17 protein-coding genes are annotated in these 19,948 nt (G+C 37.4%); 5 read left to right on the top strand and 12 right to left on the bottom strand.

Features of this window, described 5'->3' with window-relative positions; genetic code table 11:
* Positions 1 to 41: 41 nt before the first annotated feature.
* The 6 genes from IIF7_RS13410 to IIF7_RS13385 all read right to left on the bottom strand — a co-directional run bounded on the left by IIF7_RS13410 (position 42) and on the right by IIF7_RS13385 (position 8,427).
* Entirely contained in the window at positions 42 to 1,439 is a 1,398-nt protein-coding gene (locus IIF7_RS13410) for an efflux transporter outer membrane subunit (protein WP_084842212.1), read from the bottom strand.
* Positions 1,440 to 1,452: 13 nt separating this feature from the next.
* Positions 1,453 to 4,593: an efflux RND transporter permease subunit gene (locus tag IIF7_RS13405; RefSeq protein WP_084842211.1), complete on the bottom strand. Its 3,141-nt coding sequence runs from the start codon at positions 4,591 to 4,593 to the stop codon at positions 1,453 to 1,455.
* An 18-nt stretch (positions 4,594 to 4,611) separates the two neighbouring features.
* On the bottom strand, positions 4,612 to 5,745 hold the full coding sequence (locus IIF7_RS13400; RefSeq protein ID WP_084842210.1) for an efflux RND transporter periplasmic adaptor subunit: 1,134 nt from the start codon (positions 5,743 to 5,745) through the stop codon (positions 4,612 to 4,614).
* Between the two features lie 27 nt (positions 5,746 to 5,772).
* On the bottom strand, positions 5,773 to 6,252 hold the full coding sequence (locus IIF7_RS13395; RefSeq protein WP_084842209.1) for a GbsR/MarR family transcriptional regulator: 480 nt from the start codon (positions 6,250 to 6,252) through the stop codon (positions 5,773 to 5,775).
* A 75-nt stretch (positions 6,253 to 6,327) separates the two neighbouring features.
* Positions 6,328 to 7,155 carry a phospholipase A gene (locus IIF7_RS13390; RefSeq protein WP_084842208.1) on the bottom strand — a complete coding sequence of 276 codons (828 nt, stop codon included), beginning with the start codon at positions 7,153 to 7,155 and terminating at the stop codon, positions 6,328 to 6,330.
* A gap of 195 nt (positions 7,156 to 7,350) precedes the next feature.
* Positions 7,351 to 8,427 (bottom strand): isoaspartyl peptidase/L-asparaginase family protein, encoded by a 1,077-nt coding sequence (locus IIF7_RS13385; RefSeq protein WP_084842207.1) that lies wholly within the window; start codon positions 8,425 to 8,427, stop codon positions 7,351 to 7,353.
* A gap of 314 nt (positions 8,428 to 8,741) precedes the next feature.
* Between IIF7_RS13385 and IIF7_RS13380 the strand changes: the two genes are divergently transcribed.
* Both IIF7_RS13380 and amaB read left to right on the top strand, forming a co-directional pair.
* On the top strand, positions 8,742 to 9,284 hold the full coding sequence (locus IIF7_RS13380; RefSeq protein WP_084842206.1) for a 3-hydroxyanthranilate 3,4-dioxygenase: 543 nt from the start codon (positions 8,742 to 8,744) through the stop codon (positions 9,282 to 9,284).
* Positions 9,285 to 9,317: 33 nt separating this feature from the next.
* On the top strand, positions 9,318 to 10,871 hold the full coding sequence (gene amaB, locus IIF7_RS13375) for an L-piperidine-6-carboxylate dehydrogenase (protein ID WP_084842205.1): 1,554 nt from the start codon (positions 9,318 to 9,320) through the stop codon (positions 10,869 to 10,871).
* A gap of 55 nt (positions 10,872 to 10,926) precedes the next feature.
* Here amaB and IIF7_RS13370 read toward each other — a convergent pair whose 3' ends face one another.
* Positions 10,927 to 11,733: a helix-turn-helix domain-containing protein gene (locus tag IIF7_RS13370; RefSeq protein ID WP_084842204.1), complete on the bottom strand. Its 807-nt coding sequence runs from the start codon at positions 11,731 to 11,733 to the stop codon at positions 10,927 to 10,929.
* Positions 11,734 to 11,829: 96 nt separating this feature from the next.
* Between IIF7_RS13370 and IIF7_RS13365 the strand changes: the two genes are divergently transcribed.
* The 3 genes from IIF7_RS13365 to IIF7_RS13355 are packed head-to-tail and all read left to right on the top strand — an operon-like array spanning position 11,830 to position 15,842.
* Positions 11,830 to 13,179 (top strand): TolC family protein, encoded by a 1,350-nt coding sequence (locus tag IIF7_RS13365; RefSeq protein ID WP_084842328.1) that lies wholly within the window; start codon positions 11,830 to 11,832, stop codon positions 13,177 to 13,179.
* A complete protein-coding gene (locus tag IIF7_RS13360) occupies positions 13,179 to 14,240 on the top strand; it encodes an HlyD family secretion protein (protein ID WP_084842203.1) in 1,062 nt (353 codons plus the stop codon). Before IIF7_RS13365 ends, IIF7_RS13360 begins: the two co-directional genes overlap by 1 nt.
* A gap of 3 nt (positions 14,241 to 14,243) precedes the next feature.
* Positions 14,244 to 15,842, top strand: coding sequence for an MFS transporter (locus IIF7_RS13355; RefSeq protein WP_084842202.1), 1,599 nt, complete (start codon positions 14,244 to 14,246; stop codon positions 15,840 to 15,842).
* A gap of 84 nt (positions 15,843 to 15,926) precedes the next feature.
* Here the strand turns inward: IIF7_RS13355 and IIF7_RS13350 are convergent, their stop codons facing one another.
* The 5 genes from IIF7_RS13350 to IIF7_RS13330 form a co-directional block, all read right to left on the bottom strand.
* Complete coding sequence (locus tag IIF7_RS13350) at positions 15,927 to 16,385, bottom strand: DUF3995 domain-containing protein (protein WP_084842201.1); 459 nt, start codon at positions 16,383 to 16,385, stop codon at positions 15,927 to 15,929.
* Between the two features lie 32 nt (positions 16,386 to 16,417).
* Positions 16,418 to 17,002 (bottom strand): PhnA domain-containing protein, encoded by a 585-nt coding sequence (locus IIF7_RS13345; protein ID WP_084842200.1) that lies wholly within the window; start codon positions 17,000 to 17,002, stop codon positions 16,418 to 16,420.
* A gap of 69 nt (positions 17,003 to 17,071) precedes the next feature.
* Positions 17,072 to 17,788 carry a LytR/AlgR family response regulator transcription factor gene (locus IIF7_RS13340; RefSeq protein ID WP_084842199.1) on the bottom strand — a complete coding sequence of 239 codons (717 nt, stop codon included), beginning with the start codon at positions 17,786 to 17,788 and terminating at the stop codon, positions 17,072 to 17,074.
* The gene (locus IIF7_RS13335) at positions 17,788 to 18,804 is read right to left on the bottom strand and encodes a sensor histidine kinase (RefSeq protein ID WP_084842198.1); all 1,017 of its coding nucleotides are present in this window, start codon (positions 18,802 to 18,804) and stop codon (positions 17,788 to 17,790) included. The genes IIF7_RS13340 and IIF7_RS13335 overlap by 1 nt, the downstream gene beginning before the upstream one ends.
* Before the next feature lie 23 nt (positions 18,805 to 18,827).
* On the bottom strand, positions 18,828 to 19,691 hold the full coding sequence (locus IIF7_RS13330; RefSeq protein ID WP_084842197.1) for a DUF5694 domain-containing protein: 864 nt from the start codon (positions 19,689 to 19,691) through the stop codon (positions 18,828 to 18,830).
* Positions 19,692 to 19,948: the final 257 nt, after the last annotated feature.

Raw genomic sequence — 19,948 nt, 5'->3', positions numbered from 1 at the left:
TCGGGGCTGTTTCCAACAATTAACAAATAACAATATTCAAACTATTGCCATCCTCCCCCAAGTGCCTGGTATAAATTTACCATGGAATTTAATTGGGAATATTTGGCGTTTATTAAATCTAATCTAGAGTTTAAAGCATTCTCTCTGGCCGTTAATACTTCCAGATAGTTTGCTAAACCGTAATTCAATAATTCTTCAGAATAATCTGTAGCAGTGCTATACGAGTTATATTCTTTTTCTTTTACCTCAATTCTATCTGTAGAGGCTTCATAATTGTAAAGCGCATCAGAAACTTCTTTAGTAGCATTTAAATAGGCTTGTCTAAACTGTAATCTTGCCTGTTCTTGTTGAGCTTCGGCTACTTCGTATTGTGTTCTTATTTCTCTTCTCTGAAAGATAGGTTGTGTAAGTCCGCCAACGATCGTAGCAAATAAAGAGTTTGTATCAAAAAGATCTCCTGCGCTCAAGGCTTGTAATCCACCATTTGCAGTAAGGGTGATTTGTGGATAGAAGTTTGCTCTGGCTGCATTTGTTAGCTCAAAAGCATTTACTAATCCATATTCTGCCTGCATAACATCTGGGCGATTTCTAAGCAATTGTGCCGGCACCCCTGTTTTTAATTCGGTATCAATATTTTGTCCTTCTAAAGAAGTACGCTCTATCGAGCCTGGTTCTTTAGCCAAAAGAATAGAAATCGTATTTTCTAATAATCGTATTTGATTATTAATATCTATAAGTAAAGCTTGCGCAGTGTATAATTGTGCTTCTGTTTGCTTAACACCAACTTCAGTGATATTTCCAGCTTCTTTTAAAGCTTTATTGGTTTCCAGACTTTTTTTACGGTTTTCGATTGTTTTTTCGGTTACCGCTTTTTGTTCGTCTAAAGCCACCAATTGGTAATAACTTGAAGCTATGTTTGCAATTAAAGTAGTTTTAACGGCCTGGTGTGCAGCAACACTTTGCAGGTAGCTGGCTTCAAAAGCACGTTTGTTACTTCTAATCCTTCCCCAGATATCAGCTTCCCAGGATAAGCTCCCTGAAACTTCATATTGATCTAAAGAAGAAAACAAACCACCAAACTGGCTATTAGAAGATAGTTCCTGGTGTGTTAAGGAAGCATTTCCTGTAAGTGATGGAAAGTAACCGGCTTTTCCTTGCTTTAGATAAGCCTCTGCAGCAAGAATTTGCTGCATGGCTACTCTAATATCAATATTATTTTCCAGTCCTTCTTCTATATATCCCTGCAATAAAGGATCTGTAAACATATCCTTCCAGGAAACATCGGCCATAGTGATACTATCCTGTGGCAGACGATCTGTTCTATAATTTTCTTCTTTTACCACCTCTGGTCGTTCGTATTCTTTAGCCACAAAACAAGATTGTAGGCTAAGAATAAGTACGGGTATTACCAGGGTCTTAAAATTTATCTTTCTTTTCATTTGTAATGGCTTTCTAAGATTCTGTGTTTTTTACGGCTTCTGGTTTTTTTCCAACTTTCTCCTGAAGCCATTGGAATAGAATAAATAGTATTGGGATCACAAATACCCCTAATACTGTTCCTATTAATAATCCACCAACAGCTCCGGTACCAATAGAACGGTTACCTGCTGCACCAACTCCGTTTGCCAGTACAAGTGGCATAAGTCCTAGGATAAAGGCAAACGAGGTCATTAGGATAGGACGTAAACGGGCTTTTGCACCATCGATAGCGGCATCTACAATGGATTCACCATTTTTACGTCGTTGTATCGCAAATTCTACAATAAGGATCGCATTCTTTGCTAATAATCCAACTAGCATGATCAAGGCGATCTGGAAGTAGATGTTATTTTGAAGCCCCATTATCTTAGTACTAAAATAAGCTCCAAAAATACCTAGAGGTAAGGATAAAAGTACAGAGAATGGTAACAGGTAACTTTCGTACTGTGCTGAAAGCAGGAAGTAAACAAATACCACACATAAGATAAAGATCATTACCGTCTGGCTACCTGCACTAACTTCTTCACGTGTTAATCCTGAATAAGCAATATCATAGTTGTTCGCTAGTTTAGAAGCCTCCTGTTCAACAATAGATATACCGTCTCCAGAACTAAATCCTGGGTTCATCGCAACGTTTAGCTTAGTCGAATTAAACAGGTTGAATCTTGTTACAGATTGTGGCCCGTAAACTCTTTCTAAACTTACATACTCACTAAGCGGAGACATATCACCAGTATTGGTACGAATAAACATTTTGTTTAGATCGTCTTTATCTGCACGCTCTTCCGGATATGCCTGAATGTATACACGATATTGTTTACCAAATCTAGAGAAATCGGCAGCATAAATACCACCAACATATCCCTGAATGGTTGCAAAGATGTCACTAATCGTAACTCCGGTTTGTTTCGCTAATGGAATATTGATATCCATTTGATATTGCGGGTAATTGGTATTAAATGCAGATTGCGCATATTGTACCTCTGGATGAGACATAATGTTCTGCATAAATTCCTGATTCGCCTGGTCAAGATCTTTAAAATTACCTCCAGATCGATCCAGAAGGTTAACTTCTACACCAGAAGAAGCACTAAATCCTGGAATACTTGGTGGAGCAAAGAAAATAATATTCGCATCTGGAATAGTAGCAGCAATACCAAATAACTTACCAGTTATTGCATCTGCAGATAGAGAATCTTCCCCTCTTTTACTCCAATCTTCTAGTTTAATAAATCCAAGAGCATAGTTACTACCTTGTCCATTCAATAAACTAAAACCATCTACCATGTTAAGTCCTTCAATTCCTGGTAGGTCTTTTACTTTGTTATAAAGTTCGCCAGTGATCTGATTCGTTTTATCTAAAGAAGAACCAGCAGGTAATTCAACATTGGCAAATACAATACCTCTATCCTCATTAGGTACGAAACCTGTTGGAGTTGTGGAGGCTGTCCACCATATTCCAACCGCTGAAAGGATTAAGATCACAGCCGTGATCCACTTATGTTTATAAAGGAAGTGTAATGATTTTCCGTAACGATTGATTGTAGCATTAAATCCACGGTTAAACGCAGCATAGAAACGCTGTAAGAAATTTTTCTTTTTATGATCTTCATGCTCATCATGCGGCTTTAAGAAAAGAGCACAAAGTGCGGGACTTAGCGTTAAAGCGTTTACTGCAGAGATAAAGATCGAAACAATTAAGGTGATACCAAACTGCTCATAGAAAACCCCGGTTGGTCCCGTAATAAATGTTACCGGAATAAATACCGCTGCCATTACTAAGGTAATAGATACAATCGCACCAGAAATTTCGTGCATCGCATCTATAGTTGCTTTTTGAGCATCTTTGGCACCTTCATCAATTTTGGCGTGTACAGCCTCGACTACCACAATCGCATCATCTACAACAATACCAATAGCCAGTACAAGTGCGAAAAGTGTTAGCAGGTTTATCGAATATCCAAAAAGGTTAAGGAAGAAAAATGTACCTACAATAGAAACCGGTACAGCTATAGCAGGAATAAGTGTAGATCTAAAATCCTGAAGGAAAATAAATACCACCACAAATACCAGAATAAAAGCTTCGAATAAGGTATGTACTACTTTATCGATAGAAGCATTTAAAAATTCATTTGTATCAAACGGAATAAAAACATCCATTCCCTCTGGGAAATCCTGTTTAAGTTCTTCCATTCTGGATTTTATGTTTTCAATAATTTCCTGAGCATTAGAACCTTTAGTTTGGTAAATTGCCATACTTACACTAGGATGTCCTAATGTTCTGGAATTCACCTGATAGTTCTGTGCATCCAACTGAATTTCAGCAACATCTTTAAGTCTTAAAAACTCTCCATTTCCAAGAGCTTTTATAATAATATCCTCGTATTGGCCTTCTTCTTTGTAACGCCCTGGATATTTAATGGTGTAAGAAAAGGTCTCCCCATTGTTCTGTCCAAGTGTACCAGCTGCTGCTTCTAAACTCTGTTCGTTAAGAGCAGCAGTAACATCTGCAGGAACCAGGTTGTAGTTAGCAAGCTTATCAGGATTTAACCAAATTCTCATGGCGTAATCCTGGCGAGAGAATACGTTAACATCACCAACACCACTTACCCTTTTAAATTCAGGAACTACGTTAATATTAAGGTAGTTATTAATAAAGGTAGCGTCGTAATCTGGGTTTGTAGAATAAAAAGACAGGAACATTAAAGAACTAGTTTGTCTCTTTTGAGTTACAACCCCAGCCTGTGTTACCTCTTGTGGTAGCAGCGGGTTTGCTAATGCAACCCTGTTTTGTACGTTTACCGCATCGATATCAGGGTCGGTGTTCTGGTCAAAATAAACAGTGATCTCTGCAGTACCGTTATTTGTTGCTGTAGAAGTAATATAAGTCATTCCCTCTACCCCATTAATTTGCTCTTCAATAGGGATAATAACACTTTCCAGAATAGTTTCTGCACTGGCTCCTGTAAAGTTTGCGGTAACCTGCACTGTTGGTGGAGCAATATCTGGGTATTGCTCTACGGGTAAATTGCTAAGCCCAAGAACCCCTAAAATAACAATGATAATAGATATCACTGTAGAGAGGACGGGCCTTTCTATAAAAGTTTTAAGCATTTTCTTATTATCTAAGGATTATTGAAATAATTGATCTACTGGTTTAGCGATACTGTCAAAAGGAACTTCCTGAGGTTGGATTTGAGCTCCTGGTCTTAATTTACCAGCACCTTTTGCTACAATTTGATCACCTTCTTTTAGTCCAGATTTAACTACGTAAAGGTTGCCAATAGCAGCTTTTGTTTCTACTCCTGTAGATTCCACTTTATTGCCTTCGCCTACTTTATATGCTAAAACCTTTCCTTGTTGCTCGAAAGTAGAGTTTTGTGGTACTACCGTTGCATCTTCGTAAGTTACCGGGATTTTTATAGTACCACTGTTACCGTTAGAGATAAGTTGGTTTGGATTATCAAAAATAGCTCTGAAGCTTACAGTACCAGTGTTTTGATTAACCTGGCCAGTAACCGTTTGTATCTTTCCTTTTTCTTCATAGGTCTCTCCGTTAGTTAAAACCAAAGAAACTTCAGGGAAGTTATTTACTTTTTCCTGTCTTGTATCTCCTTCAGTAGATTGAATAAAGTTTAAATAATCAGATTCGTTCATCGAGAAATAAGCGTAAACCTGTTCGATATCAGAAACTGTAGTAAGCGGGGTGGTATCGTTAGGGCCAACAAGTGTTCCCTGTCTTAAACGAATAGAGCCAACATAACCATCTACCGGGCTTTTTACCGTAGCATAACCAATATTAGCCGTGATACTTTCGTATTGACTTTTGGCTTGTTCTAACTGGGCTTTAGCAGTTTCTAACTGCACTTCACTAATAATATCTTTCTCTACTAGTGGAGCTAAACGATCTACTTCAACCTGTGCAGCATTAACGCTTGCTTTTGCAGCATTGGCATCTTGAGTTAGGGATTGGGTTTCTAGCTTGAAAAGAGCCTGGCCTTTTCTCACTTTCTCACCTTCATCTACAAGTACTTCCTGAATGTATCCCTGTACTTTTGCTCTTACATCACTATTTACAATACCTTCGATTCTGGTTGGAAACGAGTTATATCCCGTTACGGTTTTAGTAGTGATTTTTATTACAGGAAATGGCTGTGCTTGTTGTTGAGCTTGCTGTGCCTGTTGTTGGTTCGATTTATCATCTCCGCATGAAATGAGCATAAGAACTCCCGCGGCAAGACCAATATAAGTTTTAATTGTTCTCATTATTAAATAATTAGGGGTAAAGGATTATTAGATTTCTATTTTAGACATTTTGTTAATTACGTTCTCAATATTCACTTTTTGAGACTCTAAATACTCTCTGAATAGCAGTGCAATTTGCCCTGTATTCTGAAATTTCTGAGTATTATTCGTTTTATTGAAGTTTATGATCTTATCTATTAGTTTTATTTCGTCTGATATATTTACATGATATTCTTCCAGAGTGTTTTTCAAATAATAAGTGCTGGCTCTAAAATATCTTTTACGATCACCAGGTTTAGTGAAATATTCTACTTTTTTAAGTTGTAAAAGATGATTAAGATGAGTTGAGACAGAACTTTTACTTGCACTTGTAATACTTAATATCTCATCGAAAGTGTGACCGTCTTTTGGAGAAAGAATCATTATAGCATAGATCCTTGCCGCTAATGGCGCAAGTTGATGCACCTGCTCAAAGCGAACACCTATTTCTTCAATTAACTTGCTTTTTTCTTCTGAACAACAACTCATAATTCAAAATTTAAAAGCGCAAAGGTATGATTGGTTCGGGAAATACCGAACTAAACAAACTTAAAAAAATGTTAATTAATTTTTAGATCGCAAAAAATCAAGTTCGTTGCTTCTTAATAAAAAGCCAATCCTTATCATGCTTCGATATTGATTGTATTCAATTAAGTTTTCATCATAACCGGTAAACCATTCTAAAATGATAAACTGGTTTACGCTGTTAAATGGATTGTACAATAATCGTGGCCTGGCAGCACCTTTCCAATCCCAAGACAAACCTTTTTGAAGCATAAGCTGAGCATAAAGCTTGTTAGGAATAAATTCATAATCAAAATTCAGTTGGCCGTATCCAGAGTAATCCATTAGATCTGGATTACTCTCTTTGTAGTAAAAAGGCAACCAGGCTTTCACTCCGGCTACAAGTTTTTTTGAAATTGATTTGTGATATTCTAAAGAAACAAAATTCCAGCTACGCGAATAAATACTGTCGCGACCATTCGATTCGTGCTCTAAAGCCAGAGTAGCCAAAGAGTTCACTTTATTAGATTTGTCGTAGAAATATTTAGAATACGCAATCCCAGGATTAAAATTTATTTCTTCAAAAGGGCTGGAAAATTCGTAGATATTCCAGAAAGCCTTTTGGGTATATTTCAAAAATAAATACGAATCCTGCGGCACTTTTTTTCTGAAAAGCAATTGCTTAAAACTTACCTGGTATTTAGCATCTGCAGTCTTTTTGCTAATTCCGGTATGAGTAGGAACGCCGGTAATAAAATAATTGTCTTTATGAATGGTGAAAGATGGAATCGTCTTTACACTATCCTGTAGTTCTTCTTTTGTAAGTCGTTGCGCATAAACAGAAGGAAGCAGAAAAAGGCAAATTATTGCTGAATAGAAAAGTTTCATAAAACAGGGATTTATCTATAAATACAGGTCTTAAAGCAATTGGACAGAAAACCGATTTTTGAAATTTTCAGACTAAAAACTTTTAGAGCGGTTTTGCAAATTTAGAAGTTCATATTATTTAGAGCTTTGCTTTAACAAATAAAAAAGCCCTGTCAAAAAAACAGGGCTTTTAAATCTATATCTTTTAAACTGAAATTATTCACCGTAAATACCAATTTTTAATTCACCTTTTTTATTCATCGTCGCTCGGTACATCCCGGCGGTATTAAATTCCATGGCTACATTACCATCGTGATCTATGGCTACGATTCCGCCATCGCCGCCCATTTCTGGTACTTTTTTCTGAATAACTTCCGCAGCCGCTTCCTGTAAACTTAGTCCTTTATATTCCATTAATGCTGAAATATCGTAAGCTACCACGCCACGTATAAAAAATTCTCCCCAACCGGTAGACGATACCGCACAGGTTGCATTGTTAGCATATGTTCCGGCGCCTATGATGGGAGAATCGCCAATTCTATTCCATTTTTTATTGGTCATCCCGCCGGTAGAAGTTCCCGCTGCAAGATTTCCATTTTTATCCAAAGCAGCACAACCTACAGTTCCAAACTTCGAGTCTTTTATAAAACTATCGTAATTGGCAGCTGTTTTATTTCCTGCTTTTTCGGCTTCGCGCTCTTTTACACGTTGTAAACTTTTAAATCGATTTTCAGTATAAAAGTAGCTGGGATCAACGATTTCTAGTCCGCGTTGCGCGGCAAATTCCTCAGCTCCTTTCCCGGCAAGCAATACATGTTCAGAGTTTTCCATTACTTCATAAGCCAGGTTGATAGGATTTTTCACATTCGAAACTCCAGCGACTGCACCGGCATTTAAAGTTTCTCCATCCATGATCGAAGCATCCAGCTGGTTGGTTTCGTCATTCGCAAAAACCGCCCCTTTGGCTGAATTGAACAATGGCGAATCTTCCATCACATTTATAGTTCGTTGTACTGCTTCGATCGCTGTCCCACCATTTGCTAAAATTTCGTGACCTGTTCTTATGGCCTCTTCAAGTTTTACTTTGTATGCTTTTTCAAGAGAATCGGTCATGTTTTTTTTAAGGATCGTACCGGCACCGCCATGAATTACAATTCCAAAATTAGGAATACTGTCATTTGTATTTTCGGTTGTGTTTTCTTCGGAAGTTGAAGAAGTAGCACTTTCTTTTTCTGAAGTTTCTCCGCAAGAAATAAAGGTGAAAATGCTAAAAAGAAGAAGTAGTTTTTTCATCGAATATTAGAGTTTAGATGGCCTGAAGTTATATAAATTAATTGAAATCTTTAAAACTGCGTTAGTGATAGCAGTGAAAAGCCCGTAAAGCGCCTTTTTTGGCGCTGCGGACTTGCAACGGATAGCACGGTGGCCAAAAAAACGCAGTGATTTTGGCCAAACGCCCTAATTAGTATAATACAATATATACTTATAGCGTTTCTAAAAATCATCCTGAAATCGCCCAATCTTAGCCATAGTAAAGCGCCAGATATTTATCGATTCTTGGGTTTCTTTTGTTCATATTGTTTAATTTTAGGTTCAAAAATTATATTATGGCTGTAGCTAAACCTTTTAATCTTACCAAGTGGATCGAAGAGAACCGCGATACGTTAAAACCACCGGTTGGAAACCGAAATTTATACAGAGATGCAGAGGATTATATCGTGATGATCGTTGCCGGGCCAAATGCCAGAAAGGATTATCATTATAATGAAACCGAAGAATTATTTTACCAGCTGGAAGGGAATATCGAAGTTCATGTTCAGGATGAAGGTGTGAAAAAAACCATGAAATTGGGGCCTGGGGATATGTATTTGAATCCGGCTAAAGTACCACATTCGCCAGTTCGTCACGAAAATTCTCTGGGATTGGTGATAGAGCGTAAACGAGTGGATTTGCCGGGTGAAGATGGTTTGTTATGGTTTTGCGATAATTGTAACCATAAATTGCACGAAGTTTATTTTCCACTAGAAGATATCGAAAAGGACTTTTTAAAACACTTTAAAGACTTTTATGCTAGTGAAGACTTAAGAACCTGCGATAATTGTGGTGAGGTAATGCCAACCGATCCTCGTTTTGTGGCAGATGAAGATTAAGCAAAGGAACAAACAAACTACACAAAACACGAAATGAGTCAAATCGCAAAAGATTTTGGAATTGATAAAGCTTTAGAAGAATTAGGGCTTCAAGATATAAACAACGGAACTTCGACCGGGAAAGATTTCTTTTCTAACGGAGAAATTATCGAATCTTATTCTCCAGTTGATGGAGCTTTGATAGGAAAAGTAAAAGCCACCACGCCTGAAGATTACGAGAAAGTGATCACAACGGCAGAAAATGGCTTTAAGAAATGGCGTACAATGCCGGCTCCGCAACGAGGCGAAATTGTTAGAAAATTTAATGACGAATTACGCCGACTAAAAGAACCACTGGGAAAACTGGTTTCTTACGAAATGGGAAAATCGTATCAGGAAGGTTTAGGCGAAGTTCAGGAGATGATCGATATCTGTGATTTTGCGGTAGGATTATCAAGACAATTACACGGTTTAACGATGCATTCTGAACGTCCCGGACACAGAATGTACGAGCAATACCATCCGCTTGGCGTGGTTGGGATCATTTCAGCGTTTAACTTTCCGGTAGCGGTTTGGTCGTGGAATACCGCTTTAGCCTGGGTTTGTGGTGATGCTTGTATCTGGAAAGGTTCAGAGAAAACTCCGCTTACCTCAGTAGCTTGCCAGAATATCGCTGCTCGCGTGTTTTCTGAAAACGGAGTGCCAGAAGGTATTTCCTGTTTGATCACCGGCGATTATAAAGTAGGCGAGTTGATGACCAAAGATGAGCGAATTCCGCTAATATCTGCAACAGGATCTACCAGAATGGGAAAAACAGTAGCGAAAGAAGTAGCCGGTCGTTTAGGAAAATCACTTTTAGAATTAGGCGGAAATAACGCCATTATCGTCACTCCAGATGCGAATATTAAAAATACGGTGATCGGAGCGGTTTTTGGAGCGGTAGGAACTTGCGGACAGCGTTGCACGTCTACGCGAAGATTAATTGTGCACGAAGATGTTTATGAGAAGGTAAAAAATGCGATCGTAGATGCTTACCAGCAAATTAAGATCGGGAATCCGTTAGATGAAAATAATCACGTTGGGCCGCTTATCGATAAAGATGCGGTGAAAAATTACCAGGCTGCTTTAGAAAAAGTTGTTGAAGAAGGCGGAAAAGTTTTAGTAGAAGGTGGCGTTTTAGAAGGTGAAGGTTACGAAAGTGGTTGCTATGTAAAGCCTGCAATTGCTGAAGCTGAAAATCATTTTGAGATCGTTCAACACGAAACTTTTGCACCCGTGCTTTATATTATGAAGTATAAAGGTGATGTGAGCAACGCGCTAGAATTACAAAACGGCGTTCGCCAGGGACTTTCTTCAGCAATTATGACGAATAATTTACGAGAAGCCGAACGTTTCTTATCGGTTGAAGGCTCAGATTGTGGAATTGCCAATGTAAATATTGGAACTTCCGGAGCTGAAATTGGTGGCGCTTTTGGTGGTGAAAAAGAAACCGGTGGTGGTCGTGAATCTGGCTCTGATGCCTGGAAAGTCTATATGCGTAGACAAACCAATACAATTAATTACACCACAGAATTACCTTTAGCACAAGGAATCAAATTCGATTTATAACGCATAAAAATTAGTGCTGAAATTATACAATATCAACCTCGTAGTTTTTCTAAAATTACGAGGTTTTATTTTTTAGTTCTGTTTGCTTTCTAAACTCTTTTGGAGATCGATGTACGATTTGTTGGAAAGCATAGCTAAATGCTGAAAGGCTGTTGTAGCCGCAACTGTAAGCAATTTCAGTGATTGAAAGATCTGTTTGCAAAAGCATTTCCATACTTTTAATAGTACGCGAAAGTTTTACGTATTGCAAAAACGAAGTTTCCATATTCCCCTGAAACAAACGCGAAAGTGTACGTGAACTCTGCCCAAATTCTTCAGCGATTTTATCTAAATATAAAGGCTGATCGATATGTTGATGAATGTATTTTAAGATAGGTCGCAAAGTTTCATTTTCGGTCGTAGGCAAAACGATAGGCAAAGGATTTTCAGCAGCATCTAACACGATATTCTTTAGCGCTAATAAAAATTCTAATTGAGTTTTGTCTTTTTTAGTAACATCTCCGCGCCATTTTTCAGTATAATAGATCATTTCCATCAACAGATCGGTGACGGGAAAAATACCGCCACGTTCCTGTAATTTATGGTCTTTCGGGATCACCCATTTTGGGAAGAAAATATTCCGAACAAATTTTACAGAAGTCCGTGAAATCACGTTATGTTCTCTTCCTGCCGGGATCCAGATAAAATGCCTTGCCGGGAAAAAGTATGATTTATTCCGCGTATTTAAAAAAGCAACGCCACCTTCTACATAGCTCATTTGGTGTTTATTGTGGCTGTGCATTGGCAATTGCTCTTCAATTTTAGTGTGATGTACAAAAAAGCTATCAGAATCACGTTTTACTTTCTCTAAAAATGGATGCATTGAAAGATTACTTCAGAAATTAACATTGGCTGAAATTATAAAATATTTGTCTAAGTTTTGAAAATAAGACTTGAAGATATGGCAGAAATTTGCAAAATGAAATTTAAAGAAGTGAACGACAGAATTATAAAGCTTGCTTTAAGTCTCTTTTTGTTGAATTTTAGTCAGTTGGCAATGGCGCAGGTCACTCAGGATAGCATTCCGCTAAGTCTTGAAGAAGCCTGGAATCGCGCTAACACCTACAGCAAAGAGATTCGGTTAAGAGGTTTTGATACAGAAATAGGTAAGGAGAACGTAATCGACGCTAAGCGTCAACGTTTACCGCACGTAGAAGTAGAAGGAAGTTACGGGCAGCTTTCTAATATTCCAATTTTTGTTGATGGAATTAGAAATGATGCCGAATACATTCATTTAGAAGATCACACGACGTATAACGCCGGAGTACAGGCGTATTTCAATATTTATAACGGAAACAAAACCAATCTCCAGATTTCTGAAGCTGAAACAAGACAGGAATTATTAACGTATCTGGAAGAAGAAACCGCGTCTGCTATTCATTATCGTGTCGCTGAAGCTTATTTAGATATGCAGCGTTCAATGGAATTTAAGCAGTTAATTCTTCAGAATATCGAACGAAATGAAAAGCGCTTAGACCAGATCACGAAATTGTATGAAAATGGCGTGGTTTTAAAAAGTGACCTTTTGCGTGCAAAACTTCAGCTTTCAAGACAACAAACCAATTTGTTGGAGATGAAAAATAATGTAGAGTTGGCCACGCAATCGCTAAATATTCTGGTAGGTTTTGAAGATGAACAGCCCATAAAACCTGTAGATAGTATACAGGTGAATATGCTAAAAGCCGAACAAACTTATCGCGATTATGTAAATGATGCGCTGGAAGTTTCGCCAAGATCAAGAATTGCTGAAAAGCAGATCGAAATGCGCGAACTTCAGGAAGAAGAATTAAAAGCCGATAAATTGCCAAGAATAGGTTTGTTTGGAGATTACACTTATTCCTACCCTCAAATTCAGTTGTATCCTTACGAAACAGCTCCATATCTTTTGGGAATTGCCGGGATACAGTTAACCTACGATCTTTCAGCTTTATATCACGATAAACATAAAGAAGAAGCTGCAAAAATCGCGGTAGAGCGTCAAAAATTAGAGCAGCAAAATACCGAAGATCAGCTTCGAAAAGGTGTAAAAGCTTCCTATAAACATTTACAGGAAGACCTCGAGAAAATTGAAATTGCGAAAATGAATATCGACCAGGCGCAGGAAAGTTACCGAATCGTGAACCAAACTTATTTCAATCAGCTTTCCTTACTTACCGATCTTTTAGAAGCAGATACGCAATTATTGCAGGCGAAATTCGAGCTGGTAAACAATAGAATTTCAGCAAGATTACACTACTACCAACTACTTAAAATAACAGGCGAATTATAATGAGCGATAAAATTAAGAAATACGAAAATATAGATAGGGCAGCGGTAAAAACAACTTATATCGTTGCGCTAATTGTGTTATTGGCGCTTATCATTTGGGGCGTGTTTGCGATGATCAACTTTTGGAGATACGAAGAAACCAACGATGCGCAGGTTAAAGAATATATTAACCCAATTTTGAGCAGATCTAACGGATACGTTCAGGAAATTAGGTATAGCGATCATCAAAAAGTAGCGAAAGGCGATACGCTAATCGTTTTAGATAAAGATGAAGCGAATGTGAATTTGCAAGAAGCCGAAGCTGCTTTAGCTTCCGCAGAAGCTCAACTAAAAGTTTTAGAAAGCAATGTAGGAACTGCGAGCAGTAACGCCAGTGTGAGCCAGGCAAAAATTAGTGCTGCAGAAGCCGAATTATGGCAACAGCGGCAAGAATTTAATCGCTATAAAAAATTGTTAGAAGGTGAAGCGGTTACCCAACAACAATTTGAAAATGTAAAAACCAGGTTAGAAGTTGCAAAATCGAATGTTGAAGCAATTAAAAACACCTACGATGCTTCGCAAGGCAGAACCCGAGATGTAAACGCACAGATCGCGGTAGCGAAAGCCAATATTCAGCAGCGAAAATCGACTTTAGAGCGTGTAAAACTGGATATGAAATATTCGGTGATCGTAGCACCATCAGACGGTTATATGGGGAAAAAGAATTTGCAGGAAGGCCAGTATGTTCAAAAAGGACAAACTATTGGTTTTATTGTAGATCAAAACCAGGGAAAATGGATCGTTGCTAATTTTGAAGAAACGCAGATCGCGAAAATGCAGGAAGGCCAGGAAGCCACCATTACGGTAGATGCTTATCCCGATCAAACTTTCCACGGAAAAATAGAATCACTTTCGCCGGCAACAGGATCTGAATTTTCTTTGTTACCAACCAATAACGCCACCGGAAATTTTGTAAAAATTACGCAGCGTTTCCCGGTTAGAATTCTGTTTACAGATGATGCTTCAAAATTGCAAAAACTTCGTGCAGGGATGAATGCTGAGGTTTTTGTACCAAAATCTTAAGTTATGCCGAGTGCAAAAAATAGTGATGTTTTTAAAAGCTGGGTGCCAGATTGGTTAATTTTAGTAGGCATTTTTTTATTTTTAATTCCGATTGCTTCGGTATTGGGGATTTACATGGCCGGGATCAATAGCGCTGCAAGTTATTACGGGATCGATGCGATCGATGTTCGCCTGTCTGTAGTGATCTTTTACTTGGCGATCGTTTGTGCTTTCCCGATAGAAAAACATTTTTTTAATCGGTTTTCATCGAGGCCGTATTTGGTAGGATGCGCATTAATTTACGTAGCGATTAATCTCATTTTATATTCTACAAGTAGTTTTGCGGTCTTATTGATCTTGCGATTTCTTGGCGGTGTGTTATCGCTAAGTTTTATTGGGATAAGTTTTAGTATGATCTTTAGGCAATTTCACGCGCAACGTAGTCGGGTTTTGGGATACGCAACCTTATATTCTTCGTTATTTGCAACGGCGCCATTAGCGCAGATCTTAGATGCTTATGTGTTTACTGAATACGATTTCAATACGATTTTCCTGGTAAAGATCTATGCTTTGATTCCGGGATTATTATTGTTTTTATTTCTGCTGAAACCAAAGATCGATCTACGTCCAGAAGGGAAGATTCCGTTTAAAAATGTAGACTGGAAGAGTTTTGTATTGTTGGCAACCCCGCTAATCTTGATCGCTTATATTTTATTGTACGGTCAATATTATCACTGGTTTAAAAGTATAAGAATCACATTTTGTATGATCGCATTTGTATTTTTTACGATGCTTTTTGTGATAAGACAATTAAAACTGAAAGAGCCTTATATCGATCTTGGTGTTTTTAAAACCAGAAATTTTAGGATCGGAATGTTATTGCTTATCGCTTTTTATTTTGCAAAAGGCGATACCAGTGCGCTCTATGGTTTCTTCGGAAATAGTGTGAATTTAGATATGTATAATCAAGGTTATGTGATGCTGATCAATGCCGTGGGGATTATTGTTGGCGCTGCTTTATCCGCTAGATTTATTCTGGCTAAAATGAATATCAGGCTAATTTGGATCACCGGGTTTGCTGCCTTGTTGGGATATCATTTGCTGAGTTTAAACGTGCTTGCTAACCAGGCTGAAATGAGTGATCTTTTGCTGCCTTTATTTTTACAGGGTTTTGGTAACGGAAGTTTAATTTTATCGATTGTAATGTTTTATGTAACCGCCGTACCGCCAAACATAGGATTTTCAGCATCGGTAACCGGTGTAGCGTTTCGGTTTTTTACGTTTACTGCAAGTATGGCGCTAGTTTCGTTTATGAGTTTGCATCAACAAAAAGTGCATCAACAATCTTTTGCTGAACATCTAACAGCCGATAATCCTATTGCAATGCAACATATCGCTGAATATTCTCAAGCTTTACAGCAAGAAGGAAATTTGGTTGAATCGCCTAATGCATCAAATGCGTTGTTGAGTCGTGAAGTCGCCAAGCAAACCAACTTGATGTTTGTTAGAGATTACTTTATTTATATGAGTGTTTTTATAGGTTTTGTGATGCTGGCGATCGCATTAATTCCGCATTTTCATTACCATATAAGAAAGATAGGAGCAAAGCTGATTCCCGTTTAAGTTCGTTGAGCTTTAAAACCGAATTTAACTTTTAGCCGAATAATTTTCAAAATTCCGGTTTTCGATCGTTAGGTCTCCCCAAGCTTAATGATCGAAACCGGAATTATTTTTTTTGGTTGTTTTTATGACCAAATATGATATTCCAATGACTGCAATGATTAGGCATAAAGGGGAATAAAATACGTTATCCAAATTTGCGAATTCAGTTCCTTTAACTTGCTTGAAAAAGCCAAAAAATCTAAAATCACCTATTGATCTTATCAAAAAAATGATAGGTATTATCCAAAGCAAAAGTTTTCGAGTAGAATCTAATAATTTGTTTTTTAGTGATGTCTTTGAAAAGTAGTAAAGAAAGCCAAAGAGTAGTAATAATGATCCAATTGCAATACAATCAATTGTACTTGGTTGGAGAATTTTGATTCCTTGTTCGTTACTCGGTATTGCGCTTTCGAAACCCCATTTTCCGCCAAGTGCCCAATAAAAATGAATGATTGAAAGAGTGAAAAATATAACTGTCAATATTCTGGCAAGTTTGCTTTTCATTTTCTTTCAGTTGATGCAAATTTCAGAAAAAACTACTTGGTTTTCTTTACGTATTGGGTAAGGATCACGATATGCTGTCCTTCAACACGACCTTCAATTTGTTCAGCGTTATCCCAAACCAATGAAATACGATGAACAGCTGTACCACGTTTTGCCGTAAAATTTGCGCCTTTTACATCCAGATCTTTGATAAGTACAACCGAGTCGCCATCTGCCAGGATGTTTCCATTACTGTCTTTATGGATAATTTTTTCAGCTTCATCTTCGGTTTCTTCCGTAGATTTTGCCCAGGCTAAAGATTCTTCATCCAAATACATCATATCTAATAAATCCTGCGGCCAGCCTTCGCTGCGTAAGCGATTCAGCATTCGCCAGGCCACGATTTGTACCGGTAAATGTTCGCTCCACATACTTTCGTTTAAGCAACGCCAGTGATTAGGATCTACTTTTTCCGGATCTTCGATTTGGTCTACACAATTCTTACAAGCATAGATCGAATCGTCTAAAGTACCTTCAGAAGTTGGCGGTACCTGATAGATTTGTAAGTCGTGTTCGTAACCACATAATTCACATTTGTTGCCACTACGGTCTGTTAATCGTTTTTCAAGTACGCTCATTGTCTAAAAATTTCTGCAAAAATACATTTTATTCTAGCTTATAAGCGGGAATAATACATTTTGTTAAAATTAGAGCTTTTTGGCATTGATTTTTTTGAAGAATTCGGTTCTATAGGTGTCGCCAAGCGGAAGATCTTTTCCGTTTATCCAAACCTCAAAATTGTCGGTTTTTTCGATCTTATTTAAGGCTACGATATACGATTTGTGAATTTTAATGAAGTTTTCTTCAGGCAAACTCTGCTGAATCTTTTTCAGCGTATTGTAAGTTACTAATTGCTCTTTTTTAGTATGAATTACCACGTAGTTTTTGATACTTTCAGCATAAAGAATATCATCTAGTTTCACTTTTTGAAAGCGATTTTTCCCATCGGTCTTCACAAAAAAATAGTCCTCAGAATCAACAATATCGGGTTGTATTTCCGTAGAAATTTTCTTTTTTACTTTTTCAACAGCTTCGATAAATCTTGGAAACGCGATAGGTTTTAGCAAATAATCTATCGCATTTACCTGAAATCCTTCTACAGCAAACTGCGCGTAAGCCGTTGTAAAGACGATATTGGTAGTTTCGCCTATCATTTTTGAAAGTTGAATCCCCGTAAGATCGGGCATTTGAATATCCAAGAAAAGCAGCTGAGGTTCGTGTTTTTTTATGAGATCTAAACCTTCTAAAGCATCGGTGGCTGAAGCAATGAGTTCTATCCCTTTCATTTTGCCAGCAAAAGTTTCCAGCACTTTAATTGCCGGCGGCTCGTCGTCGATAATGATACATTTTATAGTTTCTGCCATTATTTTAGAGGAAATTGAAGGTTTACAAAATAACGATCGTCTTTGCTGAAATGTTCTAAACTATAGTTTTTGCCGAAAAGCAAAGCGAGTCGCTGCTCGATATTCTTATAACCAATACCAGATTCATCATAATTTTCCTGCAGTTTAAAATAGTTTTCAACCTTAAAATAAAGCTGATTTTTATCGATTTTCAATAGGATATTTACAGGTTTTTCCGGCTGATTTAAAATGCCGTGTTTAAAAGCATTTTCTACAAAGTGTATTAAAAGCAAAGCCGGGATTTTCTCGCTCCCCACCTGATCTGGAAAACTGGTTTTTATAAAAAGCTGATTCGAAAATCGGCGCTGAAATAGATTAATGTAATTATTTATAAAATGAATTTCGTCTTTCAGCAACACATCTTCACCTTCGTTTTCGTAGGTAATATAGCGCAGCATTTCAGACAATTTTAAAATATCATCGCTAAGTTTTTCGTCTACCACCAAAGCATCCGCATAAAAGCTGTTTAGGGTGTTGAATAAAAAATGCGGACTCAATTGCGACTTTAACACCTGAAGTTCGGCCTGTTTTTTCCCTAAACTCAGCTCGCTGATCTTTTGATTAATACTGAACTGATATTTCACAAAATAAAAGATCAAACTCAGTAAAAATATCCTGATCGAATAATATGAATTATCGAAAATATAGAATAATGGTTTGCGCGAATTAGGATAATAATTGTGCTCGCCGGTGATTGTGTATAAGATCACTTCTTCTAAAAAATAGCGTATTCCGGCGAAATACAGCAAACTAAAAATGAGCCCTAAGAACAGCAATCCCCATTTTTTCTGCGGAATTGTTTTGGGGGCGATAAAACTATATACCAGGTAAAACAAACTTACTTGCAAAATTGTGAATTCCAGGTCACGCAAATTAAATTTTGTAGAACCCTGAAGCACAATTTCTGCAAAAACGTCCATTGCAAAAAAGAGCAACCAAAAAATAATATGATATGTGATTTCCTGCTTTTTGGTCATGTTGGTAAAGTAACTAATAAATCTTAAAGTTCATTGAATTTTACCAGGTCAAATTCTGGTGTGCTCTCGTAAAGCCAGTTTAAAATTGCTATGTGGGCTGCACCAAAAATTACCAGAATCCGGTCATCTGGAGTATGTTCGATTCTTTGGATCTTTCTAAAAATTCTAAGATTACGGTTCATCCATAACATCGAAAGTGCATCGGGACCTTCCATTTCTTCTGAAGTAAACTGTCCGCCTGAAATATATGCCCCAAAAGCGCGATCTAAAACCTTATCCGAATTCATGTATTTAAATGTTTCTAATAAGCTGTTTTGAAACGCTAAAGTGTCTTTATAGGCGTAGAAATTTTTATAGCGTTTCATCATCTCGTCATCTCCTCCAAAATAATGTCGGTTTGCTATACTATCCAGATACGAATTTGTATTAGAGTATTCTTCTGTTCGTGTAGTTTTATACAGTAGATCCCCACTATCCACGCCATAAATGGTATCTAAGCCAAAGCGAATTACCAGTCGCATCCCAATTTGGCTGCGTTCACTAGCGTAAAGTTCAGCTTTTCCAGACTTGTATGCTTTCCAGTTTTTTATAAATTTTGAGGAATTATAAGCTTCAATCATGATTTTAGTCGGTTTAAATTTGCTGATGTAGTCCAATAATTCCTGAAGTTCTTTTTGGCGTTTTTCAGAGTAAATATTGATTTTGTTGTCTTCTGCGGCTTTGTGAGCATCAAGCCCCGGGTAATTAAAATGAAAACTCCCCACCAAAAGTACTTTTGGAACCTGTTCGCCTTTCCGAAGAAATTCATCTGGATCTTTAAAATCGCTCTGCGCGAATAATTGACTAGAAATAAAACTGATTAAAATTGAAATAAGAATACTTTTCATAACTGTTCGTTCTTTGATTTGCCTCAAAACTATAAAGCGTCTTCCTTTTTATTTGTGAGAAAAAGGGAACAGCCACTTTTATAGGATGAAATTGGCTATTTATACAATCAATTTTTCAAAGCTGATTGCTTTTCTCGATAATTGAGATTATATATGCTAGACATTGCCCCCGAAAGATGGACTAATTTTCTAATAAATGCTTTTTAGGTTTGCTCTAAGGTAATTTGCTAAATCCCACGATCTGGTCGATCCAATTC

Origin of the sequence: Zunongwangia atlantica 22II14-10F7 (assembly GCF_002094855.1) — a bacterium.
GTDB classification, from domain to species: Bacteria; Bacteroidota; Bacteroidia; order Flavobacteriales; family Flavobacteriaceae; genus Zunongwangia; species Zunongwangia atlantica.
The sequence above is the reverse complement of the archived record's forward strand: the minus strand, read 5'-3'. Positions and strand labels throughout refer to the sequence as shown.

Bases quoted from the DNA above. Each gene is read 5' to 3' on its own strand.
- IIF7_RS13410 (WP_084842212.1), bottom strand. From the start codon at position 1,439: ATGAAAAGAAAGATAAATTTTAAGACCCTGGTAATACCCGTACTTATT.
- IIF7_RS13400 (WP_084842210.1), bottom strand. From the start codon at position 5,745: ATGAGAACAATTAAAACTTATATTGGTCTTGCCGCGGGAGTTCTTATG.
- IIF7_RS13335 (WP_084842198.1), bottom strand. From the start codon at position 18,804: ATGACCAAAAAGCAGGAAATCACATATCATATTATTTTTTGGTTGCTC.
- IIF7_RS13370 (WP_084842204.1), bottom strand. From the start codon at position 11,733: ATGCATCCATTTTTAGAGAAAGTAAAACGTGATTCTGATAGCTTTTTT.
- IIF7_RS13405 (WP_084842211.1), bottom strand. From the start codon at position 4,593: ATGCTTAAAACTTTTATAGAAAGGCCCGTCCTCTCTACAGTGATATCT.
- IIF7_RS13360 (WP_084842203.1), top strand. From the start codon at position 13,179: ATGAGCGATAAAATTAAGAAATACGAAAATATAGATAGGGCAGCGGTA.
- IIF7_RS13355 (WP_084842202.1), top strand. From the start codon at position 14,244: ATGCCGAGTGCAAAAAATAGTGATGTTTTTAAAAGCTGGGTGCCAGAT.
- IIF7_RS13340 (WP_084842199.1), bottom strand. From the start codon at position 17,788: ATGGCAGAAACTATAAAATGTATCATTATCGACGACGAGCCGCCGGCA.
- IIF7_RS13380 (WP_084842206.1), top strand. From the start codon at position 8,742: ATGGCTGTAGCTAAACCTTTTAATCTTACCAAGTGGATCGAAGAGAAC.
- IIF7_RS13395 (WP_084842209.1), bottom strand. From the start codon at position 6,252: ATGAGTTGTTGTTCAGAAGAAAAAAGCAAGTTAATTGAAGAAATAGGT.
- IIF7_RS13385 (WP_084842207.1), bottom strand. From the start codon at position 8,427: ATGAAAAAACTACTTCTTCTTTTTAGCATTTTCACCTTTATTTCTTGC.
- IIF7_RS13390 (WP_084842208.1), bottom strand. From the start codon at position 7,155: ATGAAACTTTTCTATTCAGCAATAATTTGCCTTTTTCTGCTTCCTTCT.
- IIF7_RS13350 (WP_084842201.1), bottom strand. From the start codon at position 16,385: ATGAAAAGCAAACTTGCCAGAATATTGACAGTTATATTTTTCACTCTT.
- IIF7_RS13365 (WP_084842328.1), top strand. From the start codon at position 11,830: ATGAAATTTAAAGAAGTGAACGACAGAATTATAAAGCTTGCTTTAAGT.
- IIF7_RS13345 (WP_084842200.1), bottom strand. From the start codon at position 17,002: ATGAGCGTACTTGAAAAACGATTAACAGACCGTAGTGGCAACAAATGT.
- IIF7_RS13330 (WP_084842197.1), bottom strand. From the start codon at position 19,691: ATGAAAAGTATTCTTATTTCAATTTTAATCAGTTTTATTTCTAGTCAA.
- amaB (WP_084842205.1), top strand. From the start codon at position 9,318: ATGAGTCAAATCGCAAAAGATTTTGGAATTGATAAAGCTTTAGAAGAA.